This window comes from Martinezella rhizogenes, from assembly GCF_007002745.1.
Classification (GTDB): domain Bacteria; phylum Pseudomonadota; class Alphaproteobacteria; order Rhizobiales; family Rhizobiaceae; genus Agrobacterium; species Agrobacterium cucumeris.
Window position 1 is genome coordinate 1 of sequence record NZ_SGNY01000001.1, and the last position, 17,240, is coordinate 17,240.

13 protein-coding genes are annotated in these 17,240 nt (G+C 58.5%); 6 read left to right on the forward strand and 7 right to left on the reverse strand.

The window, feature by feature from the left end:
* Window positions 1-390 precede the first annotated feature (390 nt).
* Both EXN68_RS00005 and EXN68_RS00010 read left to right on the forward strand, forming a co-directional pair.
* Window positions 391-2,715: a Tex family protein gene (locus EXN68_RS00005; protein ID WP_142839134.1), complete on the forward strand. Its 2,325-nt coding sequence runs from the start codon at window positions 391-393 to the stop codon at window positions 2,713-2,715.
* A 168-nt stretch (window positions 2,716-2,883) separates the two neighbouring features.
* A complete protein-coding gene (locus EXN68_RS00010) occupies window positions 2,884-4,140 on the forward strand; it encodes an SAM-dependent methyltransferase (protein WP_142839135.1) in 1,257 nt (418 codons plus the stop codon).
* A 128-nt stretch (window positions 4,141-4,268) separates the two neighbouring features.
* Here EXN68_RS00010 and EXN68_RS00015 read toward each other — a convergent pair whose 3' ends face one another.
* The gene (locus EXN68_RS00015; RefSeq protein ID WP_237681339.1) at window positions 4,269-5,015 is read right to left on the reverse strand and encodes an IS110 family RNA-guided transposase; all 747 of its coding nucleotides are present in this window, start codon (window positions 5,013-5,015) and stop codon (window positions 4,269-4,271) included.
* A gap of 482 nt (window positions 5,016-5,497) precedes the next feature.
* On the opposite strand from EXN68_RS00015, the gene EXN68_RS00020 reads away from it, so the two are divergent.
* Window positions 5,498-6,298 (forward strand): MipA/OmpV family protein, encoded by an 801-nt coding sequence (locus tag EXN68_RS00020; RefSeq protein ID WP_035219028.1) that lies wholly within the window; start codon window positions 5,498-5,500, stop codon window positions 6,296-6,298.
* A gap of 217 nt (window positions 6,299-6,515) precedes the next feature.
* Window positions 6,516-7,469 carry a 4-hydroxybenzoate octaprenyltransferase gene (ubiA, locus tag EXN68_RS00025; protein WP_142839136.1) on the forward strand — a complete coding sequence of 318 codons (954 nt, stop codon included), beginning with the start codon at window positions 6,516-6,518 and terminating at the stop codon, window positions 7,467-7,469.
* Window positions 7,470-7,546: 77 nt separating this feature from the next.
* On the opposite strand, the gene EXN68_RS00030 is transcribed toward ubiA, so the two are convergent.
* Window positions 7,547-8,113 carry a DUF6101 family protein gene (locus tag EXN68_RS00030; RefSeq protein WP_142839137.1) on the reverse strand — a complete coding sequence of 189 codons (567 nt, stop codon included), beginning with the start codon at window positions 8,111-8,113 and terminating at the stop codon, window positions 7,547-7,549.
* A gap of 366 nt (window positions 8,114-8,479) precedes the next feature.
* Here EXN68_RS00030 and EXN68_RS00035 point away from each other — a divergent pair, with 366 nt between their 5' ends.
* On the forward strand, window positions 8,480-10,918 hold the full coding sequence (locus EXN68_RS00035) for a DUF1217 domain-containing protein (protein ID WP_142839138.1): 2,439 nt from the start codon (window positions 8,480-8,482) through the stop codon (window positions 10,916-10,918).
* Window positions 10,919-10,985: 67 nt separating this feature from the next.
* Here the strand turns inward: EXN68_RS00035 and EXN68_RS00040 are convergent, their stop codons facing one another.
* Window positions 10,986-11,936 (reverse strand): LysR substrate-binding domain-containing protein, encoded by a 951-nt coding sequence (locus EXN68_RS00040; protein WP_142839139.1) that lies wholly within the window; start codon window positions 11,934-11,936, stop codon window positions 10,986-10,988.
* Between the two features lie 202 nt (window positions 11,937-12,138).
* On the opposite strand from EXN68_RS00040, the gene EXN68_RS00045 reads away from it, so the two are divergent.
* Window positions 12,139-12,432, forward strand: coding sequence for a YjiS-like domain-containing protein (locus EXN68_RS00045; protein ID WP_142839140.1), 294 nt, complete (start codon window positions 12,139-12,141; stop codon window positions 12,430-12,432).
* Between the two features lie 199 nt (window positions 12,433-12,631).
* On the opposite strand, the gene EXN68_RS00050 is transcribed toward EXN68_RS00045, so the two are convergent.
* The 4 genes from EXN68_RS00050 to EXN68_RS00065 form a co-directional block, all read right to left on the reverse strand.
* Window positions 12,632-14,005, reverse strand: a complete 1,374-nt coding sequence (locus tag EXN68_RS00050; protein ID WP_142839141.1) for a glutamate--cysteine ligase — start codon at window positions 14,003-14,005, stop codon at window positions 12,632-12,634.
* A gap of 118 nt (window positions 14,006-14,123) precedes the next feature.
* Entirely contained in the window at window positions 14,124-14,861 is a 738-nt protein-coding gene (locus EXN68_RS00055) for a 16S rRNA (uracil(1498)-N(3))-methyltransferase (protein ID WP_161991132.1), read from the reverse strand.
* A 17-nt stretch (window positions 14,862-14,878) separates the two neighbouring features.
* The gene (locus tag EXN68_RS00060) at window positions 14,879-16,384 is read right to left on the reverse strand and encodes an inorganic phosphate transporter (RefSeq protein WP_142839143.1); all 1,506 of its coding nucleotides are present in this window, start codon (window positions 16,382-16,384) and stop codon (window positions 14,879-14,881) included.
* Window positions 16,385-16,547: 163 nt separating this feature from the next.
* Window positions 16,548-16,988, reverse strand: a complete 441-nt coding sequence (locus EXN68_RS00065; protein ID WP_161991133.1) for an NUDIX hydrolase — start codon at window positions 16,986-16,988, stop codon at window positions 16,548-16,550.
* Between the last annotated feature and the right edge of the window lie 252 nt (window positions 16,989-17,240).

Genomic DNA, 17,240 nt, shown 5'->3' on the forward strand with positions numbered 1-17,240 from the left:
AGCCGATCCAGAAAACTATCATGGAAACAAGGCTCTAACCGCAGGATACAGGATATTCCCAGCTAATCCCGGAAAAAGGCTCGTCCTGCCATCTGATATTGCGGGTTACACTTGATCCGGCATCCAGCCACGGCGGGTCTGCGCCGTGAAGGGAGTCTTTTGTGATCAACGACTTGATCGCACTGGACCCCGGATCAAGTCCGGGGTGACGGTGTGCGGATGGTGCCGTTCTGCCTCAGAAATCGCTTTTCGAGACGCCGCAATCACTACGAAGAATCGCCTGTCTTTCCCCTGAAGCCAGCCTTTCCTGTGGAATCGTAGATGCCTCTTGTTGTCACGCCACAATCAGACATTATGTTCGCCGCTCCAGACGCCACATCAGAGAACCTCATGACCGCAGATAATGCCCGCCTCGCCACGCTCATCGCCTCCGAAATCAACGCCCGCCCCGATCAGGTGAAGGCGGCGGTGGGCCTGCTGGACGAGGGCGCGACCGTTCCCTTCATCGCCCGTTACCGCAAGGAGGTGACCGGCGGCCTTGATGACACCCAGCTTCGAACGCTGGCGGAACGCCTTGTCTATCTGCGCGAACTGAATGCGCGCCGCGCCTCCATCGTCGAGACCATCAACGGTCAGGGCAAGATGACCGATGCGCTGATGGTCAAGATCATGCAGGCGGGCACCAAGGCGGAACTGGAAGACCTTTATCTGCCCTATAAGCCGAAGCGCCGCACCCGCGCAGAAATCGCTCGCGAACGGGGTCTCGGTCCGCTGGCGCAAGCCATCTGGGATAACCGCGCCAGCGACCCGGCAAAGCTTGCGGAGGCCTATATCAAGGGCGAGGTAGCCGATGTGAAGGCAGCGCTTGAAGGCGCGCGCGACATCGTCGCGGAAACCATGACGGAAAACGCCGATCTCCTCGGTCGGCTGCGCGACTATATGCGCCAGAACGCCATTTTCCGCGCCAAGGTGGTGGATGGCAAGCAGGCGACCGGCGAGAAGTTCTCCGACTATTTCGATCATTTCGAACGCTGGGCAACCGTGCCGGGCCACCGTGCGCTCGCCATGCTGCGCGGCTGGAACGAAGAAGTGCTGACACTGACGATCGATGTCGATGCTGATGATCCGTCGCCGGTCAAGCCGGCTCAGCGCACCGTCGCTTCCGCCTTCGATATCCGCAATGCCGGCCCTGCCGATCAGTGGCTGATGGAAGTGGCGGGCTGGACCTGGCGCGTGAAGCTCTCCATGTCGCTGTCGCTCGATCTCATGCGTGAAGTGCGTGAGCGGGCCGAAGAAGAGGCGATCAATGTTTTCGCCCGCAATCTGAAAGACCTGCTACTGGCGGCACCGGCGGGTTCCCGCGCCACCATGGGTCTCGATCCCGGCATCCGCACCGGCGTCAAGGTGGCCGTGGTGGATGGCACCGGCAAGCTCCTGGAGACCACGACGGTCTATCCATTCCCGCCGAAGAACGATGTGCGCGGCACGCAGGCGGAACTCGCTATGCTCATCCGCAAGCACAATGTCGAGCTGATTGCCATCGGCAATGGCACCGGCAGCCGCGAAACGGAGAAGCTGGTGGCGGATCTTCTGGCGCAGATGCCCGCTTCGGCTTCCGGCACAAAACCCACCAAGGTCATCGTTTCGGAAGCGGGTGCATCGGTCTACTCCGCTTCGGAACGGGCGGCTGCGGAATTCCCCAATCTCGACGTTTCGCTGCGCGGGGCCGTCTCCATTGCCCGCCGCCTTCAGGATCCATTGGCGGAACTGGTGAAGATCGAACCGAAATCCATCGGCGTTGGTCAATATCAGCACGATGTCGATCAGGGCCGCCTCAGCCGCTCGCTTGATGCCGTCGTGGAAGATGCGGTGAATGCCGTCGGCGTCGATCTCAATACGGCCTCGTCGCCGCTTTTGGCGCGGGTGTCCGGCCTTGGCAGTTCGATTGCCGACGCCATCGTCGCCCATCGCGATCAGACAGGCCCCTTTTCAAGCCGTAAGGATTTGCTGAAGGTGCCACGGCTTGGCCAGCGCACCTTCGAACAATGCGCCGGCTTCCTGCGTATTCCGAACGGCAAGGAGCCGTTGGATGCGTCTTCGGTTCACCCGGAAGCCTATGGTGTGGCGAAGAAGATCGTTGCCGCCTGCGGCCGCGATCTGCGCACGTTGATGGGCGACAGCGCCACGCTGAAGGGTCTCGACCCGAAGCGCTTCATCGATGAACAGTTCGGCCTGCCGACCGTCAAGGACATCATCGCCGAGCTGGAAAAACCCGGCCGCGACCCGCGCCCGAGCTTCAAGACCGCGACCTTCGCCGAAGGTGTGGACGAGATCACCGATCTGAAGCCGGGTATGTTGCTGGAAGGCACCGTCACCAACGTTGCTGCGTTCGGTGCTTTCGTGGATATCGGCGTGCATCAGGATGGGCTGGTGCATGTCTCGCAGCTTGCCGACCGTTTCGTGAAAGACCCGCATGAGGTCGTCAAGGCGGGTGATGTCGTTAAGGTGCGAGTCGTTGAAGTGGATGTGAAACGCAAGCGCATCGGTCTCACCATGCGCAAGGATGGCGGTGAGGCAGCGCCTCAGCCGATGCGTGAGAAGGGCAATGCCAGCGCCATGCGCCACGCGACATCCAAGCCGAAAGATCGCAACGAGGGGTCGCAATCCGGTGGTGCTCTTGCCGCCGCCCTGGCTGAGGCAATGAAGCGACGCTGACCTGGGGTTGAAATGATTTTTTACCGAAAAGCCCTGCCGGGTACCCCGGCAGGGCTTTTTATTTGATGAAATCGTTCAATTTTTTTGAAATAAGACTATCTTGAAACTTGTGCCGAAAGGAATACGGTCAGCAAAATTGATAAGTGAGACTTAGCAATTGGGGGTGCCATGGCGTCGTCTCTGCATGTTCTTCTCGAAAAGATAATCAAGATCGGTGATCTTGCCGTCCACAGCCCGCAGGGTAGCCGCACATTTGGCGACGGCACTGGAAACCGGGTTGTTCTGAATTTCACCGACGAAGCCGCCATGCAGGAGATCGCTGCCGATCCTGCATTGAAACTCGCCGAAATTTATATGGAAGGCCGTATGACCATCGCCGAGGGCGATATTTACGACTTTCTGGCACTGGTCAAAGGCAATACGCTGAGCGAAGCCTTGTCCTTCGGCATGGTCTGGCGCGGCATGGCGCGCATCATCGCCGCCCGCATCAAGATGCATCTGCCGGTCAATCACAACAAGAGCAACGTCGCCCATCATTATGATCTGAGCGCCAAGCTGTTTGACCTCTTCCTTGATGAGGACTGGCAATATTCCTGCGCTTATTTCAATCCGCCCGGTATCAGCCTCTATGAAGCGCAGGTTGCCAAAAAACGGCATATCGCTGCCAAGCTGATGACCGAACCGGGCCAGAGCGTGCTGGAGATCGGTTCCGGCTGGGGCGGCATGGCGATGTATGTCGCCGAAAGCGCCGGTGCCGATGTGACGGGCATCACGCTCAGCGAAGAGCAGCTGCGTGTTTCCCGCGACCGGGCGGCAAAACGTGGTATCGCCGGCAATGTCCGCTTCGAATTGCAGGATTACCGTTATCTGCCCGCCTCGAAGAAATATGACCGCATCGTCTCCGTCGGCATGTTCGAACATGTCGGGCCGACGCATTATCGCGATTATTTCGACAAGGTGGCGGAGGTGCTCGATGACAAGGGCGTGATGGTACTGCACTCCATCGGCCAGCCCTATCCGGCACTGGCGACCAACCCCTTCATCGAAAAATATATTTTCCCCGGCGGCTATATCCCTTCGCTTGCCGAGGTGCTGCCGGCGATCCAGAAGTCGGGGCTGCTGGTGAAGGATATCGAAATTCTGCCCATGCATTACGCCCATACGCTGCGGCACTGGCGAGAACGTTTCGTGGCGCGCAAGGCCGAGGCGATCGCACTTTACGACGAGCGTTTCTTTCGCATGTGGGAATTTTATCTGGCGGGGTCGGAAATGGCCTTCACCCATGAAAATTTCCATATTTTCCAGATCCAGCTCGCCAAGGATCGCGATGCCGTGCCGCATAATCGCGATTACATCGCCCGCAACGAGGCGAAGCTGCTGGAGTTTGAAAAGACCCGTCCACCGTTGGAGAAGGTGACGTTCTAGGGCTTGGGCATTCTCCACCGTCATGCCGGACCTGATCCGGCATCCAGCCAGGGGAAGTCCTGGGCTGAAAAGCGTCTTCCCGCCGCGCCGACGCGCGTCGGCTGGCAACTGTATTAATGCATGTTGTTTTAAGCTGCTTCGAATGTGGTTTTATCCCTGAGAATGGCATTTGCAATGACGAGCAGTTTGCGGGCGATGGCGATGATCATGACCTTGAACGGTTTGCCTTTGGCCTGCATGGCTTGAACCATGCGGGCGAAGGGCGACTTTAGCCGGTAGGCCACCAGCGCCGCCATATAGAGGGCATCGCGCACGCGCTTTCGTCCGGCGCGGATATGGCGCTGGCCGCGATGAATGCCGCTATCGGCATTGAAGGGGGCAAGGCCTGCAAGCGCCGCCATGCTGCCTGGCGAACTGTCGCCCAGTTCCGGCATGTGGGCCATCAGGGTGAACGCCGTGATCTGGCCGATGCCGGGGATCGAGCGAAGTCTGGTGCTTTGCTCGTTCAGCGTCACATTTGTCCGTACAAGCAACTGGCACTGTTGTTCGATCGCGGCGATTTCCGTATCGAGCCAGCCGAGGTGGCGCGCGATGCTGTCGCGCTCCGACGGATCGGCCGTATGAAGGCGCGCACGTTCCTGCTGGCGCATGGCAACAAGCTGATCACGCCTTGTATGCAGGCTTTCCAGCTGCTGACGGACCGGGTCGGGTGGTGTCGTAACGGGTGGTGAAAGTGTTTCGCCCATGCGCGCCAAAAGTCGCGCATCGATGGTATCGGTTTTGGCAAGCTGGCCGGTGGCTCTTGCAAAGTCGCGGGCCCTGGCCGGATTGACCCGACAATAGGGCCGCCGCCACCTTTCGAGCGCCGAGCACAACAGCCGGTCATAACGTCCGGTCGCCTCCAGAACGACCTGCGCCTCGCGTCCTCAAGGGTGGCAAGCCATTCATCGATGGCGGTGCCGGTATTGGCGATGCGGACGGCTTTTTGTGTTGCGGCATCGAAAAGATCCAGATGTGCCTTTGAGACGTCGCATCCGATGTAAACAGGGTGTACCATGGCAAGCCTCATCCTGTGCTACGAGGTCCGCGCTCACGGCCTCCATCAACTGTTCAGGTTGGGATTATCAGAGCGGGCGGAGGTCCAAAAGCCAGCAGGCGGTCTCTAACGACCAGGATTCCGACGGCCTTCCGCCCGCACTCTACATAGCACAAATCCAATACACAGGATTCCGGCTCAGGGTCGGAATAACGGAAGAGGTGGTCGCCAGTTTTCTTCCTGCGCTGGTTAATGGAATGGAAAGACAATCCCTCTAATTCTACGGGCACCTGTCTGTATTGCGTTTCTGGGGTTCTTTTCATGTTCAAGCCATCAGCGGCAGTCGCCGCCTGTGTCCTGTCGCTTTTTGCCGTGGGCAACGCCCATGCCGAAGGCTGGTTTTCCGGCGACTGGTATCTGAAGCTCGGCGGTGCGGGTTTCACTGCGCCGAAATATCAGGGCGACAACAAGAACGAATTCGGCTTCTCGCCGATCATTTCGCTCGGACGTCAGGGGCAGGGCGCGCGCTTCACCTCCCGCAACGACAGCGCCTCGATCTCGCTTCTGGACAATGGTCCGATCAGCATGGGTCTTGCCGGCAAGCTGGTTTCTCCGCGTGACGAAGGCGACTCTTCCGATCTGAAAGGCATGACCCGCATCAAGCGCGGTGGCGAGCTTGGCGGTTTCGCCGAAGCCTATCCGACCGACTGGCTGCGCGTTCGTGGTGAAGTCCGTCAGGGCATCCGCAGCCATAGCGGCGTGGTCGGTGATGTTGCCGTTGATGCCTTCACCGATATCGCCCCCGGCATCCAGATTTCCGCCGGCCCGCGCGCCACATGGGTGAGTAGCAAATATAACGAGCGCTATTACGGCGTTAGCGCAGCGCAGACAGCTGCCGGCGCGCCTTCGCCCTATAGCCCGGGCGGTGGCCTTCATTCCGCCGGCATCGGCGCCGCCATCACCTGGAAGGTTACCGAGAACGCCGAAGTCGGTTCGTTTGCGGAATATCGCCGCCTGACGGGCGACGCCGCCGACAGCTCGCTGGTGCGCGAGCGCGGTTCGAAAAACCAGTTCATCATCGGCGTTCAGGCAAGCTACAAATTCAATTTCTCGCTGCCCTGAGGTAGATGAACGCGTTGTTTGGAGATTGAAAACCCGCAGCATTCTGCTGCGGGTTTTTCTATCCAGATAATCGGTGTTATCCTCGGGTCAAGCCCGAGGATGACAGTGGAGAGGTGAGGTGCTTTGCCGGTCGCCTGCGGACAAATCACCAAAAACCGCGCATCTTTGCACTTTGAAAACCGTTCCGATTTTCCCGCCAATGCTGTAGAACCATCCCATGGTTCACCACAGCGATTTATCAGACCGCGTTTCCGACGCGCCATCCAACAACTGGGTCTATCGGATTTTGCCGAGGTCCCTCTGGCCCTATGCGCAGCTCGCAAGATGGGATCGCCCCATCGGCTGGCAATTGTTGATGTGGCCGTGTTTCTGGTCCGCCGCCCTTGCGGCCAATGCTGCGACAGTGAGCGGCGGCTTTTCCTGGGGCACGCTGATCTGGCACCTGGTACTGTTCTTTATCGGATCGGTGGCGATGCGCGGTGCCGGTTGCACCTATAATGATCTGGCCGACCACAAGATCGACATGGCCGTGGCGCGCACCCGTTCCCGGCCGCTGCCATCGGGCCGCGTGACCAGGCTGCAGGCCAAGGTCTTCATCGTGTTGCAGGCGCTTGCCGGCTTTGTGGTGCTCTTGCAGTTCAACAGCTTTGCAATCGCGACAGGCATCTTCTCGCTGATCTTCGTGGCGATCTATCCTTTTGCCAAGCGCTTCACCAACTGGCCGCAATTTTTCCTCGGCCTTGCCTTTTCGTGGGGCGCGCTGATGGGCTGGGCCGGGCAGTTCGGATCGATCGCCTGGCCGGCTGTCCTGCTTTATGTCGGCTCCATCGCCTGGACGATCGGTTATGATACAATCTACGCCCATCAGGACAAGGAAGACGACACGGCAGTCGGCATCGGTTCGACCGCCCTGCTGTTTGGAGAAAACACACATCGCTGGCTGGTTTTTCTTTATGGCACAGCCCTTGCCATGATTGCCCTGTCCTTCTGGGGCGCGGGTGTTAACGTCATTGCCTATAGCGGCCTTGCCGCTGCGGCCATCATGTTGTTCCGCCAGGTCTGGGTGCTGGATATCGACGACGTCGAGCAATGCCTCGTATTGTTCAAATCCAACAACCGTGTCGGCGTGATGATTTTTGCTGGCCTCATCCTGCCGCTTCTGCTGGTGTGAACCACCGGAATAAAGATACGAAAAAAGCCCGGCCGCATTGTTGCGCGCCGGGCTTTTGATTGTCTTGCTGAAGGTTATCAGCTGCGGGCGATGATTTCCTTGCCCTCGATCTTCATGCTCATGCCGAGCGAGCCGGTGGAGCGACGAACGAGGAAGCGCGGGCGGCGATCGGCGAAATAGGAATGGCGGCGGCGCGGGCGGGTATTCTGGGTGCGCACCTTGCCGAGATGTTCTTCCAGCGGGCGGGCAACGCCATCGGCTTCCACCATCAGCATGGGAATGCGGTAGGCTTCAGACCAGCTGCGCCAGTCGGCGGCGATATCACAGAGATCATGGGCGACCAGCAGCGGAACGCAGAGATCCGGATCATCATGGTGAAGTTCCAGCGTCACGGTTACCTGGCCGTCGCCATGGTCGATGGCGCGGGCGGCAACGCCCTTGAAGGCGCGGGCTGGCAGGGCGAAAGACAAAGGCAGGCCGGAAGAGGACAGAACCTTTCTCAGAACGGCGCCCCGTTCATCGAGCGTCACGGCGACGTCGGTCGTGCCGTTACCTTTTCCATAGGTGACCTGTTGCGGAAAACGTGCCGGGTCGAGTCTGAGTGTGGCAACGGCCCAGTCGGGCTTCAGAACGGTCTTGGTCATGTTTAATCTACCCTTGTTTTACCTGAGAGCCGGTTTCCGGTCTTCTCATCGGGACTTTTCGTCCTCTGATGTCAGGAGATTATCCGCCGCATGTTCGAGACTGCTTAAAAATCGCGGTTAAGAAAACTTTGCATTCCCAAATGGTTAGCAAAACCCACTGTGGCATGGTTTCGTTTGCGTAAAGCCGATTGAGACAATGCGGTTTTTATCATCCCTGAAAATGTGCTCTTTCAAGCTCCGGGCAAGCAGCGTCATGCATAGTCCTGCCAAGGCTTGCCGTGCGTCCTGATGGGGCGTGATGGGTGGATTTAAAACCGGAACCTTGATGCTCCCGAAGGGATGCGCGATGTTCCAGAGGACATTCAGATGGTATCGACGTATCTCAGCTACGACCTCATCAACCGCGATATGAAGACGAGCATCTCGCGCGTGGCGCAGCAGGGTCTCATCGAGCGGCAGACGAAATATTACAAGGAAAACATCGGCAATGTGAAAAGCGTTGACGAGTTCCTGAATAATTATCAGCTTTATTCCTACGCCATGGATGCCTTCGGTCTCGGCGAGATGACCTATGCCAAGGCCTTCATGAAGAAGGTTCTGGAAAGCGATCTGAACGACCAGAACAGCTTTGCCAACAAGCTGACCGATGAGCGCTACCGCGAATTTGCCGCAGCCTTCAACTTCACGGCGTCGACGAAGACCGTACAGACGGAGGCCCAGCTCGACAAGATGATCGGGCTTTACGGTACGTCGATATCCGATCTCGATAACAGCCTTTCGGAAGAAACGCGTTATTACAAGGCGATCATCGGCTCGGTCACCAATGTGGATCAGCTGCTGCAGAATGACAGGGCCCGCGCCTATATTTTTCAGGTCTTCAGCATCGATGAGAAGACCTTTACCTATGCCCATATCCGCGGATTGATGACGAGTGACATCGCCGATCCCGATAGCTACCTCAACCAGAAATTCGGTGCCGCCTATAATGACGCGGTCGAGAAGCTGGCGATGAAAGGCAATATCGAACTGCACGGGCAGGTCACTGCCCGCATCACCGCCATCGACACCTCGCTTGCGGGGACAGATCTGACCACCGAGCAGCGCACGGCGCTCGAGGCGGAAAAGGTGACGAGGCAGGATCAACTGACGCAGCTTGAAGCCGTGTTGCCGCCGAAGAGCGAGTGGCAAGCGAAACTCGCCGCAATCACGGCGGAGCAGACGAAGCTGTCGAACACCGTCACGCAATATAACAAGATGGCGCAGCTTGCGGCCGCCTTCGAGTTCAAGAACGACGGCACCGTGGCCGCTGGCGGAGCGCAGAAGGCCGACAACGTCAAAGTGATGACGGATGCCTATATCGCCAGCGCGCCGCGCGTGACGCCGACGGTCGCCACCCTGCACAGGGATTATTTCGAATCAAAGATCGGCTCTATCAAGACGGTCGCCGAACTGACCTCGGATGCCCGCCTTCTCAACTATATAAAGGTTGCTTTCGATCTGAACGACGTGACCATCGTCAAGGCGACGATCGAGAATATTCTGACCAGCGATCTGAGCGACCCGAACAACTACATCGCGACCTTCGGCAAGAACGACAAACGCTACATCGCCATGAGAAATGCGTTCAACTTCCAGGCGGACGGAACGCTTGCCGCCGGCACGACGCCCCAGACGACGTTGCAGACCGCGACCACCACCAACGGCTATATGACCCATTATAACGACAAGGATGACGCGGCCGACGCGAATGCGCTCAAACTGTTCAAGAGCGACATAAAAAGCGTCACATCCGTCAAGGACTTTCTCGACAGCAGCGCGGTCTATAACTACGCGCTGAAGTCGGTCGGTCTCGATCCGGCCAAGGTGAATGTTTCCGATATCCGCAAGGTCCTTACCAGCGACCTGCAGGACAAGAAGAGCTACGTCTATACGCTGAAGGACGAGCGCTACGTCAAGCTGGCGGAGCTTTTCAACTTCAAGTCCGACGGAAGTTTGGGGTCTCCCGTTCTGGCCCAGTCGGAAATCGAAATGCAGACCATGTCGGCTGACTATATCAAGAAGAAGTCGGCTTTCGGCACGGAGAAGGACAAGGAAGCGGCCAAGAAAGAGGCGGCATATTTCACCGCCGAGATGCAGAAGGTCAAGACGCTGAAGGACTTTCTGGCCAATGATCGCCTGACGAAATTTGCGATGGAATCACTGGGCATCGATCCGAAAACCGTGACGAAGGAGCAGTTGGGAAAGATATTCTCGTCCAAGCTGGATGACAGCGAAAGCTACGTCAACAAGGAGATGGATCCGGTCTTCCGCCGTCTCGTCACCGCCTTCAACTTCGATACGGACGGTAATATCCTTCGCGAAGACCGCAGCTTGATCCAGACGCGGCGTGGCCTTTACGAGACGCTGGACAATTACCTGACCCAGACGCTGGAAACGCAGGCGGGTGAAGAGAATGCCGGCGTGCGCCTGGCGCTCTATTTCAAGCGCATGGCGGCAGGAACGACGTCCTATTATTCCATCCTCGCCGACACCGCGATCCAGAATTTCATCAACACCACCTTTGGTATTCCCGATGAACTCGGCAACGCCCCGGTCGATACGCAGGTGTCGATGATGAAGAAATATTTCGACATCGAGGATTTTCAGGATCCGGAAAAGGTCAAGAAACTCGTCGCCCGTTTCACCATCATGTATGACAACGCGCAGAATACCATGGATCCGATCATGATGCTGTTCAATGGCAGCGGCTCGGCGGGTATCAGCGGCGAAACGCTGCTGGCGGTCGCGTCCCTGCGGGCGCGGTAAGGGGAACACGCAAACGCGCAATAGAAAGGCCCGAACTTACCCCGGCCTTCGTATTTGTATTATCCGTTCACCACCCCGGCAGCATATGCCCGGCGCGCAGGCGCGGCATCTTCGGGTAGGTCTTCACGTCACTGTCCATTTCGTCGGCGACGTTCATCGGCGAGATATTGTCGAGGCAGGCGGTGATGTGGTCGGTAATCGCATTCACCAGCGAGGGGGAGAGGCCCGGCCGTTTCATCAGGCCGATCTGCACCGGCGGCAGCGGTGGGAAACCGTCGGCGGCGGTCAGAACCTTCATGCCGGTGCGCAGCGCCGATTCCGGCAGCACCGAGACGGCCATGCCGGCCAGCACGGCGGCGGCCACCACGGTGGAAGACCAGCTGGTGAACAGAACCTGATAATCCCGCCCGTCGGCATCGAGCGCCGAACAGGCAAGCTGCCGCCAGTGGCAGTCGCGCCGCCCGACGGCAAGCGGCACCGGTGCATCATCCTTCAGCGGATGGTTGGCGGAAGCGACCCAGCACAGCGGTTCGGTGCGAACCACATCCGAAGAGCGGGCGCGGGGATTGTGGGTAACCAGCGCAATATCCAGCTCGCCGCGCGCCATTTTTTCGGCAAGGCTGACCGAAGGTTCGCAGACGATGTAAAGCTCGACATTGGGGTGGGTCTTGGCGAAACGGCCGATGATTTCCGGCATGTAACGGTCGGCATAGTCATCGGGCGTGCCGATGCGCAACGTACCTTCGAGCCGGTTGTCGTCAAAGGCGGCGATCGCCTCGTTGTTGAGGCGGATGATACGGCGGGCGTAATTCATCAGCTTTTCGCCCTCCGCCGTCAGGCGGTTGCCACGCCCGTCCTTGGCGAAAAGCTGTTTGCCGATCCGCTCCTCAAGCCGCCGCATCTGCATGGAGACGGCGGATTGTGTCTTGAAAACGCGGTCGGCGGCTTTGGTGAAGCTGCCCGTATCGACGATGGCGATGAAGGTGTGCAGCTGATCTATATCGAGAGGTGCGGACATGGATGGTCATCCATCAGAATGATTGATGTCTTACATTAGAAACATTCGTTGGACTGATCAATAGTCTTGCGACATTTTGACTTCAAGCAAATCAATCTCAACCACGGGCCGGCGAAACGTCAGGCCCCAACCCAAGGCAGCTTCTCGCGCGTGGTGCGTCGGGGGCGGTGCCGCATCGTGCCGTTACGGAAGGATAAGTGTCATGCGCACGGCAGAACGGAGAATGGAACTGGAACTTGCAACCACAAGGCAGAGCGACACCCTGCGTCGCATCGTCTTCGGTGGTGCTTCGGCCGTGAAAACGTTTTTGCAGCGCATTTACAATCGTATCGTCGCCAATGGGCTGACCGAGCTTGACGACCGCCTTCTTGCCGATATCGGGCTGGCGCATTCGGACGTGCGGGACGCGCTTAATACCGGCCTGTTCGAAGATCCGACCGCTCATCTGACCCGCGCCGCACGCAAGCGGGCAGTGACACGGTTCAAGACGCCGTAAATCAAGTTTGCGCAGTTCCAGCGGGCCTCCAGCGGCTGGAACTGCTTCGAACCCAAGAGTTTTCCCCGCAGGGTGATTTGCCAATAGCCCTGCCTTTGCCCGGTGTCAGGCCCCTCGGCCGCGCCGGGCTTTTTTGTGGCTTCGCTTTGCCTGCGTTTACGCGGCTCCCTGACCCTACAATGAGGTTCGCCGGGATATCTTAATACTGATATTCTTCGAACACCGGCAGCACAGAGCCGCCCCAGCGTCCGTTATAGAGCGCCAGCAGGTCTTCGGCGAGCGTGGTCTTCTTGGCCAGCACCTCGTCCAGCGACGAAAGGAACACGGTCTCGTCCTGGCCTTCGCCGTTCAGCCTGTTACGGTTTTTAAGGCCGGTGCGGGAAATATCGACAACCTCGCGGGCGATACCCAGAAGCGGCTTGCCGGCGATCTCGGCGGAAAGGCCCTTGACCGGCACGGCGTCGCGAAGTGCGATCACCTCGTCGAAGCTCCAGCCGGCGGTCAGCGCATCGGCAGCGTCAAGCGCTTCCTGATTATAAAGAAGGCCAACCCAGAAAGCCGGCAGGGCGCAGATGCGCCTCCAAGGGCCGCCATCGGCGCCGCGCATTTCGAGGAAACGCTTCAGGCGCACATCCGGGAAGAGGGTGGAGAGATGGTTTGTCCAGTCACCCATGGTCGGCTGCCAATCGGCGATTTCGCCCTTCAGCGCACCGTTCATGAACTGACGGAAGGTAACATGGGTGCAATCATGATATTTGCTGTCGCGCACGATGAAATACATCGGCACATCAAGCGCCCATTCGACATAGTCCTTGAAGCCGAAATCGTCGTTGAAGGTAAAGGGCAGCACGCCGGAACGCTGATTGTCGGTGTCGCGCCAGATATCGCCGCGCCAGGAGAGAAGGCCGTTCGGCTTGCCTTCGGTAAAGGGCGACGAGGCAAACAGTGCGGTTGCCAGCGATTGCAGCTTCATGGAAACGCGCATCTTCTGGCGCATATCCGCTTCGGAGGAAAAGTCGAGGTTCACCTGGATCGTACAGGTGCGATACATCATGTCGAGACCCTTGGTCCCGACCTTCGGCATATAACGCGTCATGATCGCATAGCGTGATTTGGGCATATGCGGTGTTTCGTCATAGCTCCACAGCGGGCTGCCGCCGATGCCGAGGAAACGGATGCCCATCGGCTCGGCCACTTCGCGAAGGGTCGCCAGATGCTGGTTGGATTCCTTGCAGGTCTGGTGCAGGTTTTCGAGAGGTGCGCCCGATAGTTCGAACTGGCCGCCCGGCTCGATGGAGATGGCCCCCATGCCGTGCTGTTCGCCAAGCCCGATGATGTTCTCACCATCCATGATCGGCTCCCAGCCGAGCTTGGCCTGCATGCCCTTCAGAAGGGCGGAAATGCTGGCCTCGCCGAAATAGGGAACGGGGCTGTTGTCCTCACGGAAGAATGCAAATTTCTCGTGCTCGGTGCCGATGCGGAAATCGGTTTCGGCTTTGTTACCGCCCGCCAGATAGTCTGTAAGCTCCGTGACGGAGGAGAGGGGTGTCTGGTCGGTCGTGTCGCGTGCCATGGCTTACCTTGTTATGACGTCTCTGTTGCGGCGAGGCATATGATTGGCAGATAGAGCCGGATCGCATCCGGAGGCAAATGAATTTCTTTTAAAGATGCATCAAGCGTAATATTCCACCTCAGTTCCAGTCACCGATGGTCGCCTGAATGACCGCCAATGCTGCGACGGCGGCCGTATCGGCCCTCAGGATACGCGGCCCGAGCGGAATGGGGGTAACGAAGGCAAGACTGCGCAGAAGTTCCCGTTCTTCCTCGGAAAAACCGCCTTCCGGGCCAACCAGCAGGGCGATTTTACGTTCCTTGATGGATTGCAGAACCGGCAGCGGGTTTTGCCCCGCATCGCCTTCGTCGCAATAGATGATGCGCCGGTCCTGCGGCCAGCTCTCCAGCATGTCTTTCAGCTTCACCGGCTCGGCGACATCAGGCAGAGACAGAATGCCGCATTGTTCGGCGGCCTCGACGGCGTTGGCGCGCAGTTTCTCGGTATTGTGGATCTTGCCCTGAACATGCTGAGTCATCACCGGCTGCAACAGCCCGGCACCCATCTCAACCGCCTTCTGCACCAGATAATCCATGCGCCCGACCTTCAGCGGCGCAAAGAGATAATGCAGATCCGACGCGTCCGGCTGTGGCCGCGTCTGCTCCAGGGGGACGAGAACGATCTTCTTGCGGCTCGGAAAGGACAGCTTCGCCTTCCACTCGCCGTCGCGGCCGTTGAACAGCAGAATTTCCACGCCATCCGTCATGCGCAGCACATTGGCGAGATAGTTGAACTGTTCGCCCGTCGCCTCCAGTGCCACGTCCGCAGCAAGCGGGGCTTCGATAAACAGACGTTGCATCCGGAAATTTGCGCGCATGGGATTTGGTTTCGGTTTCACAGAAAGAGGAAAGACATCAGCCAGTAGAGCAGCGCCGCAAGGGTGGCGCTTGCGGGAACGGTGACCAGCCAGGCAGCGATGATTGTCATGAAGTGGGAACGACGGACAAGGTAGCGGCGGCGCACCTCGGAAGGATTGTCGGCAAACCGTGCGGTCCGGCGGATATCCCCGGTGCCCGCATTGACGAGTTCCTGCCGCCGGCGCGATGACTGCGTGTACCATTCACGGAAGAAACCGACGCCGAATACCGCGCCGATTGCCGTATGGGTGGTGCTGACCGGCAGGCCGAAGCGTGAGGCGACAAGAACGGTGAGCGCGGTGGCCACGGAAACACAAAAGGCGCGCATCGGGTTAAGCTTGGTGATCTGCTCACCGACAAGGCGGATGAGGCGCGGGCCATAAAGCAGAATACCGAAGGAAAGGCCGAATGCACCGACCAGCATCACCCAGAGCGGTGCGCGGGCGGACGTCTCCACCGCTTCGTTGTGCAATGCCCGCACGATGGCCACCACCGGGCCGATGGCGTTGGACACGTCATTTGCCCCGTGCGCGAAGGACATCAATCCGGCGGCGAGCACGAGCGGCCATTGGAACAGCGTTCGCAGCGACTGGTTGCGGTTCTCCAGCCCTTGCGATTGTTTGCGGATGATCGGCACGCAGAGACGCCAGGCAACGAGGCCGGTCACGAACCCGATGAGGCTGGCATGGCCCAATGACACATGCATGAGCTGCCGCAGCCCGACCCAGATGAGATAGGCGGCAAAAACCCCCGCCATCAGGCCGATAAGAACAGGCACCCACAGCCGCGCGGCTTCGATCTTGTCCTCGCGGTAGATGATGCATTCCTTGATGAAGGCAAGGATGAGGATGGCGATGGCGGCACTGATGAAGGGTGCCAGCACCCATGCGAAGGCAATGCTGCCGAGCGACAGCCAGTCGACTGCACCGATGCCATACGCGGCCATGCCCGCACCCGCAACGCCGCCAACCACCGTATGGGTGGTGGAAATCGGCGCTTTGGTCCAGGTGGAGAGATTGACGAGAAGGCCGGCGGCGAGAAGTGCCGACAGCATCGCCCAGGAAAATGCGGTCCTGTCGGGAATGGTCTGGACGTTGATGATGCCGCTGGAAATGGTTTCGACCACATTGCCGCCGGTGATGAGCGCACCGGCGATCTCGCAGATGGCGGCAATGATGAGTGCTGCGGCGAGCGGCAGGGCCTTGGCGCCAACCGCCGGGCCGACATTGTTCGTTACGTCATTCGCGCCGATATTGATCGCCATATAGGCGCCAATGGCGACCGCCGCGATGATGATGACCGAGCCGTCGGTGCCTGTGACGAAGGCACCGGCAAATATCGCCGCCAGGACAACGAACATGAACCCCGCGCCAAGGCCGGCAAGCTGCTGCGTGACGTGCAGCGTCGCCTCTTCGACACGGGTGATCTTGTCGAGATCCTTGTCGAGCGTCGGTTTCATGTTCGATGGTGGCTTTATTGCCAATTCAGACCTCGTTTGCCAACATTCCCTCTCGTCCGGCAATGTCGCAGGTTGAAGGCAATTTTACAGAAAGACTGTTACATCTCGCACATCTTTCCAAAATGAAAGACGATAAAAGCCATGTTGGAAAAACAAACTGCACATTGCCACGCTTCGGGCGTCGGCGCTATTTCGAATGCGCCATCCGCTTGTCGAAAGCGAGCATCAGCGCCTTCAGTTCCGGCTCATTAACCCGCCTGTTCGCTTCCTGCGGAGTGACCCATTCCAGCTTTCTGGAGTCTCTTTCGGGAAAGCTCTCCTGCATTTCCGAGACTTCGAGCAGATGCACCTGAACCCTGCACGGCACGTTGACGCCGCTGTTCAGTTTTTTCTCATATTCATAAAAGCCGAAGGGGGCCTTCTCCACCGTGCCTTTGACACCGGCTTCCTCATAGGCTTCCTGTTCGGCCACCGCGTGGGCCTTCTTGCCGCCCATCGGCCAGCCTTTGGGAATGACCCATCGTCCGGTATCCCTGCTGGTCAACAGCAGAACTTCCGGCTCCGGATGTTTTTTGGACAATCGATAGCACAGCGCCGCATATTGCTGTCGCGGCGGTCTGCGCAACATCAAGCCAACGTCTGTCGCCAATCGATTCAAAATCTTCAATCCGTATAAATCCTTGTTTGCCGGGCAGTGATAATTGCTAATATAGATACACTGTATGTTCCGCCAATCCCCCTTCATCCATAACCCACTATTGTCTTCATGCTGATGAAGATTAAGGGGCACGGATGGAGGCGAACGGAAGCTTGCCGGGGTTGCCGGTTCAACAGCCGATTGCGGAATTCCGTATCTGTCTGCTTCAGGTCATTCGGAACG

Excerpts from the sequence above, each read along its gene's own strand:
- EXN68_RS00030 (WP_142839137.1), bottom strand. The coding sequence starts at position 8,113 with ATGACCAAGACCGTTCTGAAGCCCGACTGGGCCGTTGCCACACTCAGA.
- ubiA (WP_142839136.1), top strand. The coding sequence starts at position 6,516 with ATGGTTCACCACAGCGATTTATCAGACCGCGTTTCCGACGCGCCATCC.
- EXN68_RS00020 (WP_035219028.1), top strand. The coding sequence starts at position 5,498 with ATGTTCAAGCCATCAGCGGCAGTCGCCGCCTGTGTCCTGTCGCTTTTT.
- EXN68_RS00035 (WP_142839138.1), top strand. The coding sequence starts at position 8,480 with ATGGTATCGACGTATCTCAGCTACGACCTCATCAACCGCGATATGAAG.
- EXN68_RS00040 (WP_142839139.1), bottom strand. The coding sequence starts at position 11,936 with ATGTCCGCACCTCTCGATATAGATCAGCTGCACACCTTCATCGCCATC.
- EXN68_RS00005 (WP_142839134.1), top strand. The coding sequence starts at position 391 with ATGACCGCAGATAATGCCCGCCTCGCCACGCTCATCGCCTCCGAAATC.
- EXN68_RS00055 (WP_161991132.1), bottom strand. The coding sequence starts at position 14,861 with ATGCGCGCAAATTTCCGGATGCAACGTCTGTTTATCGAAGCCCCGCTT.
- EXN68_RS00045 (WP_142839140.1), top strand. The coding sequence starts at position 12,139 with ATGCGCACGGCAGAACGGAGAATGGAACTGGAACTTGCAACCACAAGG.
- EXN68_RS00065 (WP_161991133.1), bottom strand. The coding sequence starts at position 16,988 with ATGTTGCGCAGACCGCCGCGACAGCAATATGCGGCGCTGTGCTATCGA.
- EXN68_RS00010 (WP_142839135.1), top strand. The coding sequence starts at position 2,884 with ATGGCGTCGTCTCTGCATGTTCTTCTCGAAAAGATAATCAAGATCGGT.
- EXN68_RS00050 (WP_142839141.1), bottom strand. The coding sequence starts at position 14,005 with ATGGCACGCGACACGACCGACCAGACACCCCTCTCCTCCGTCACGGAG.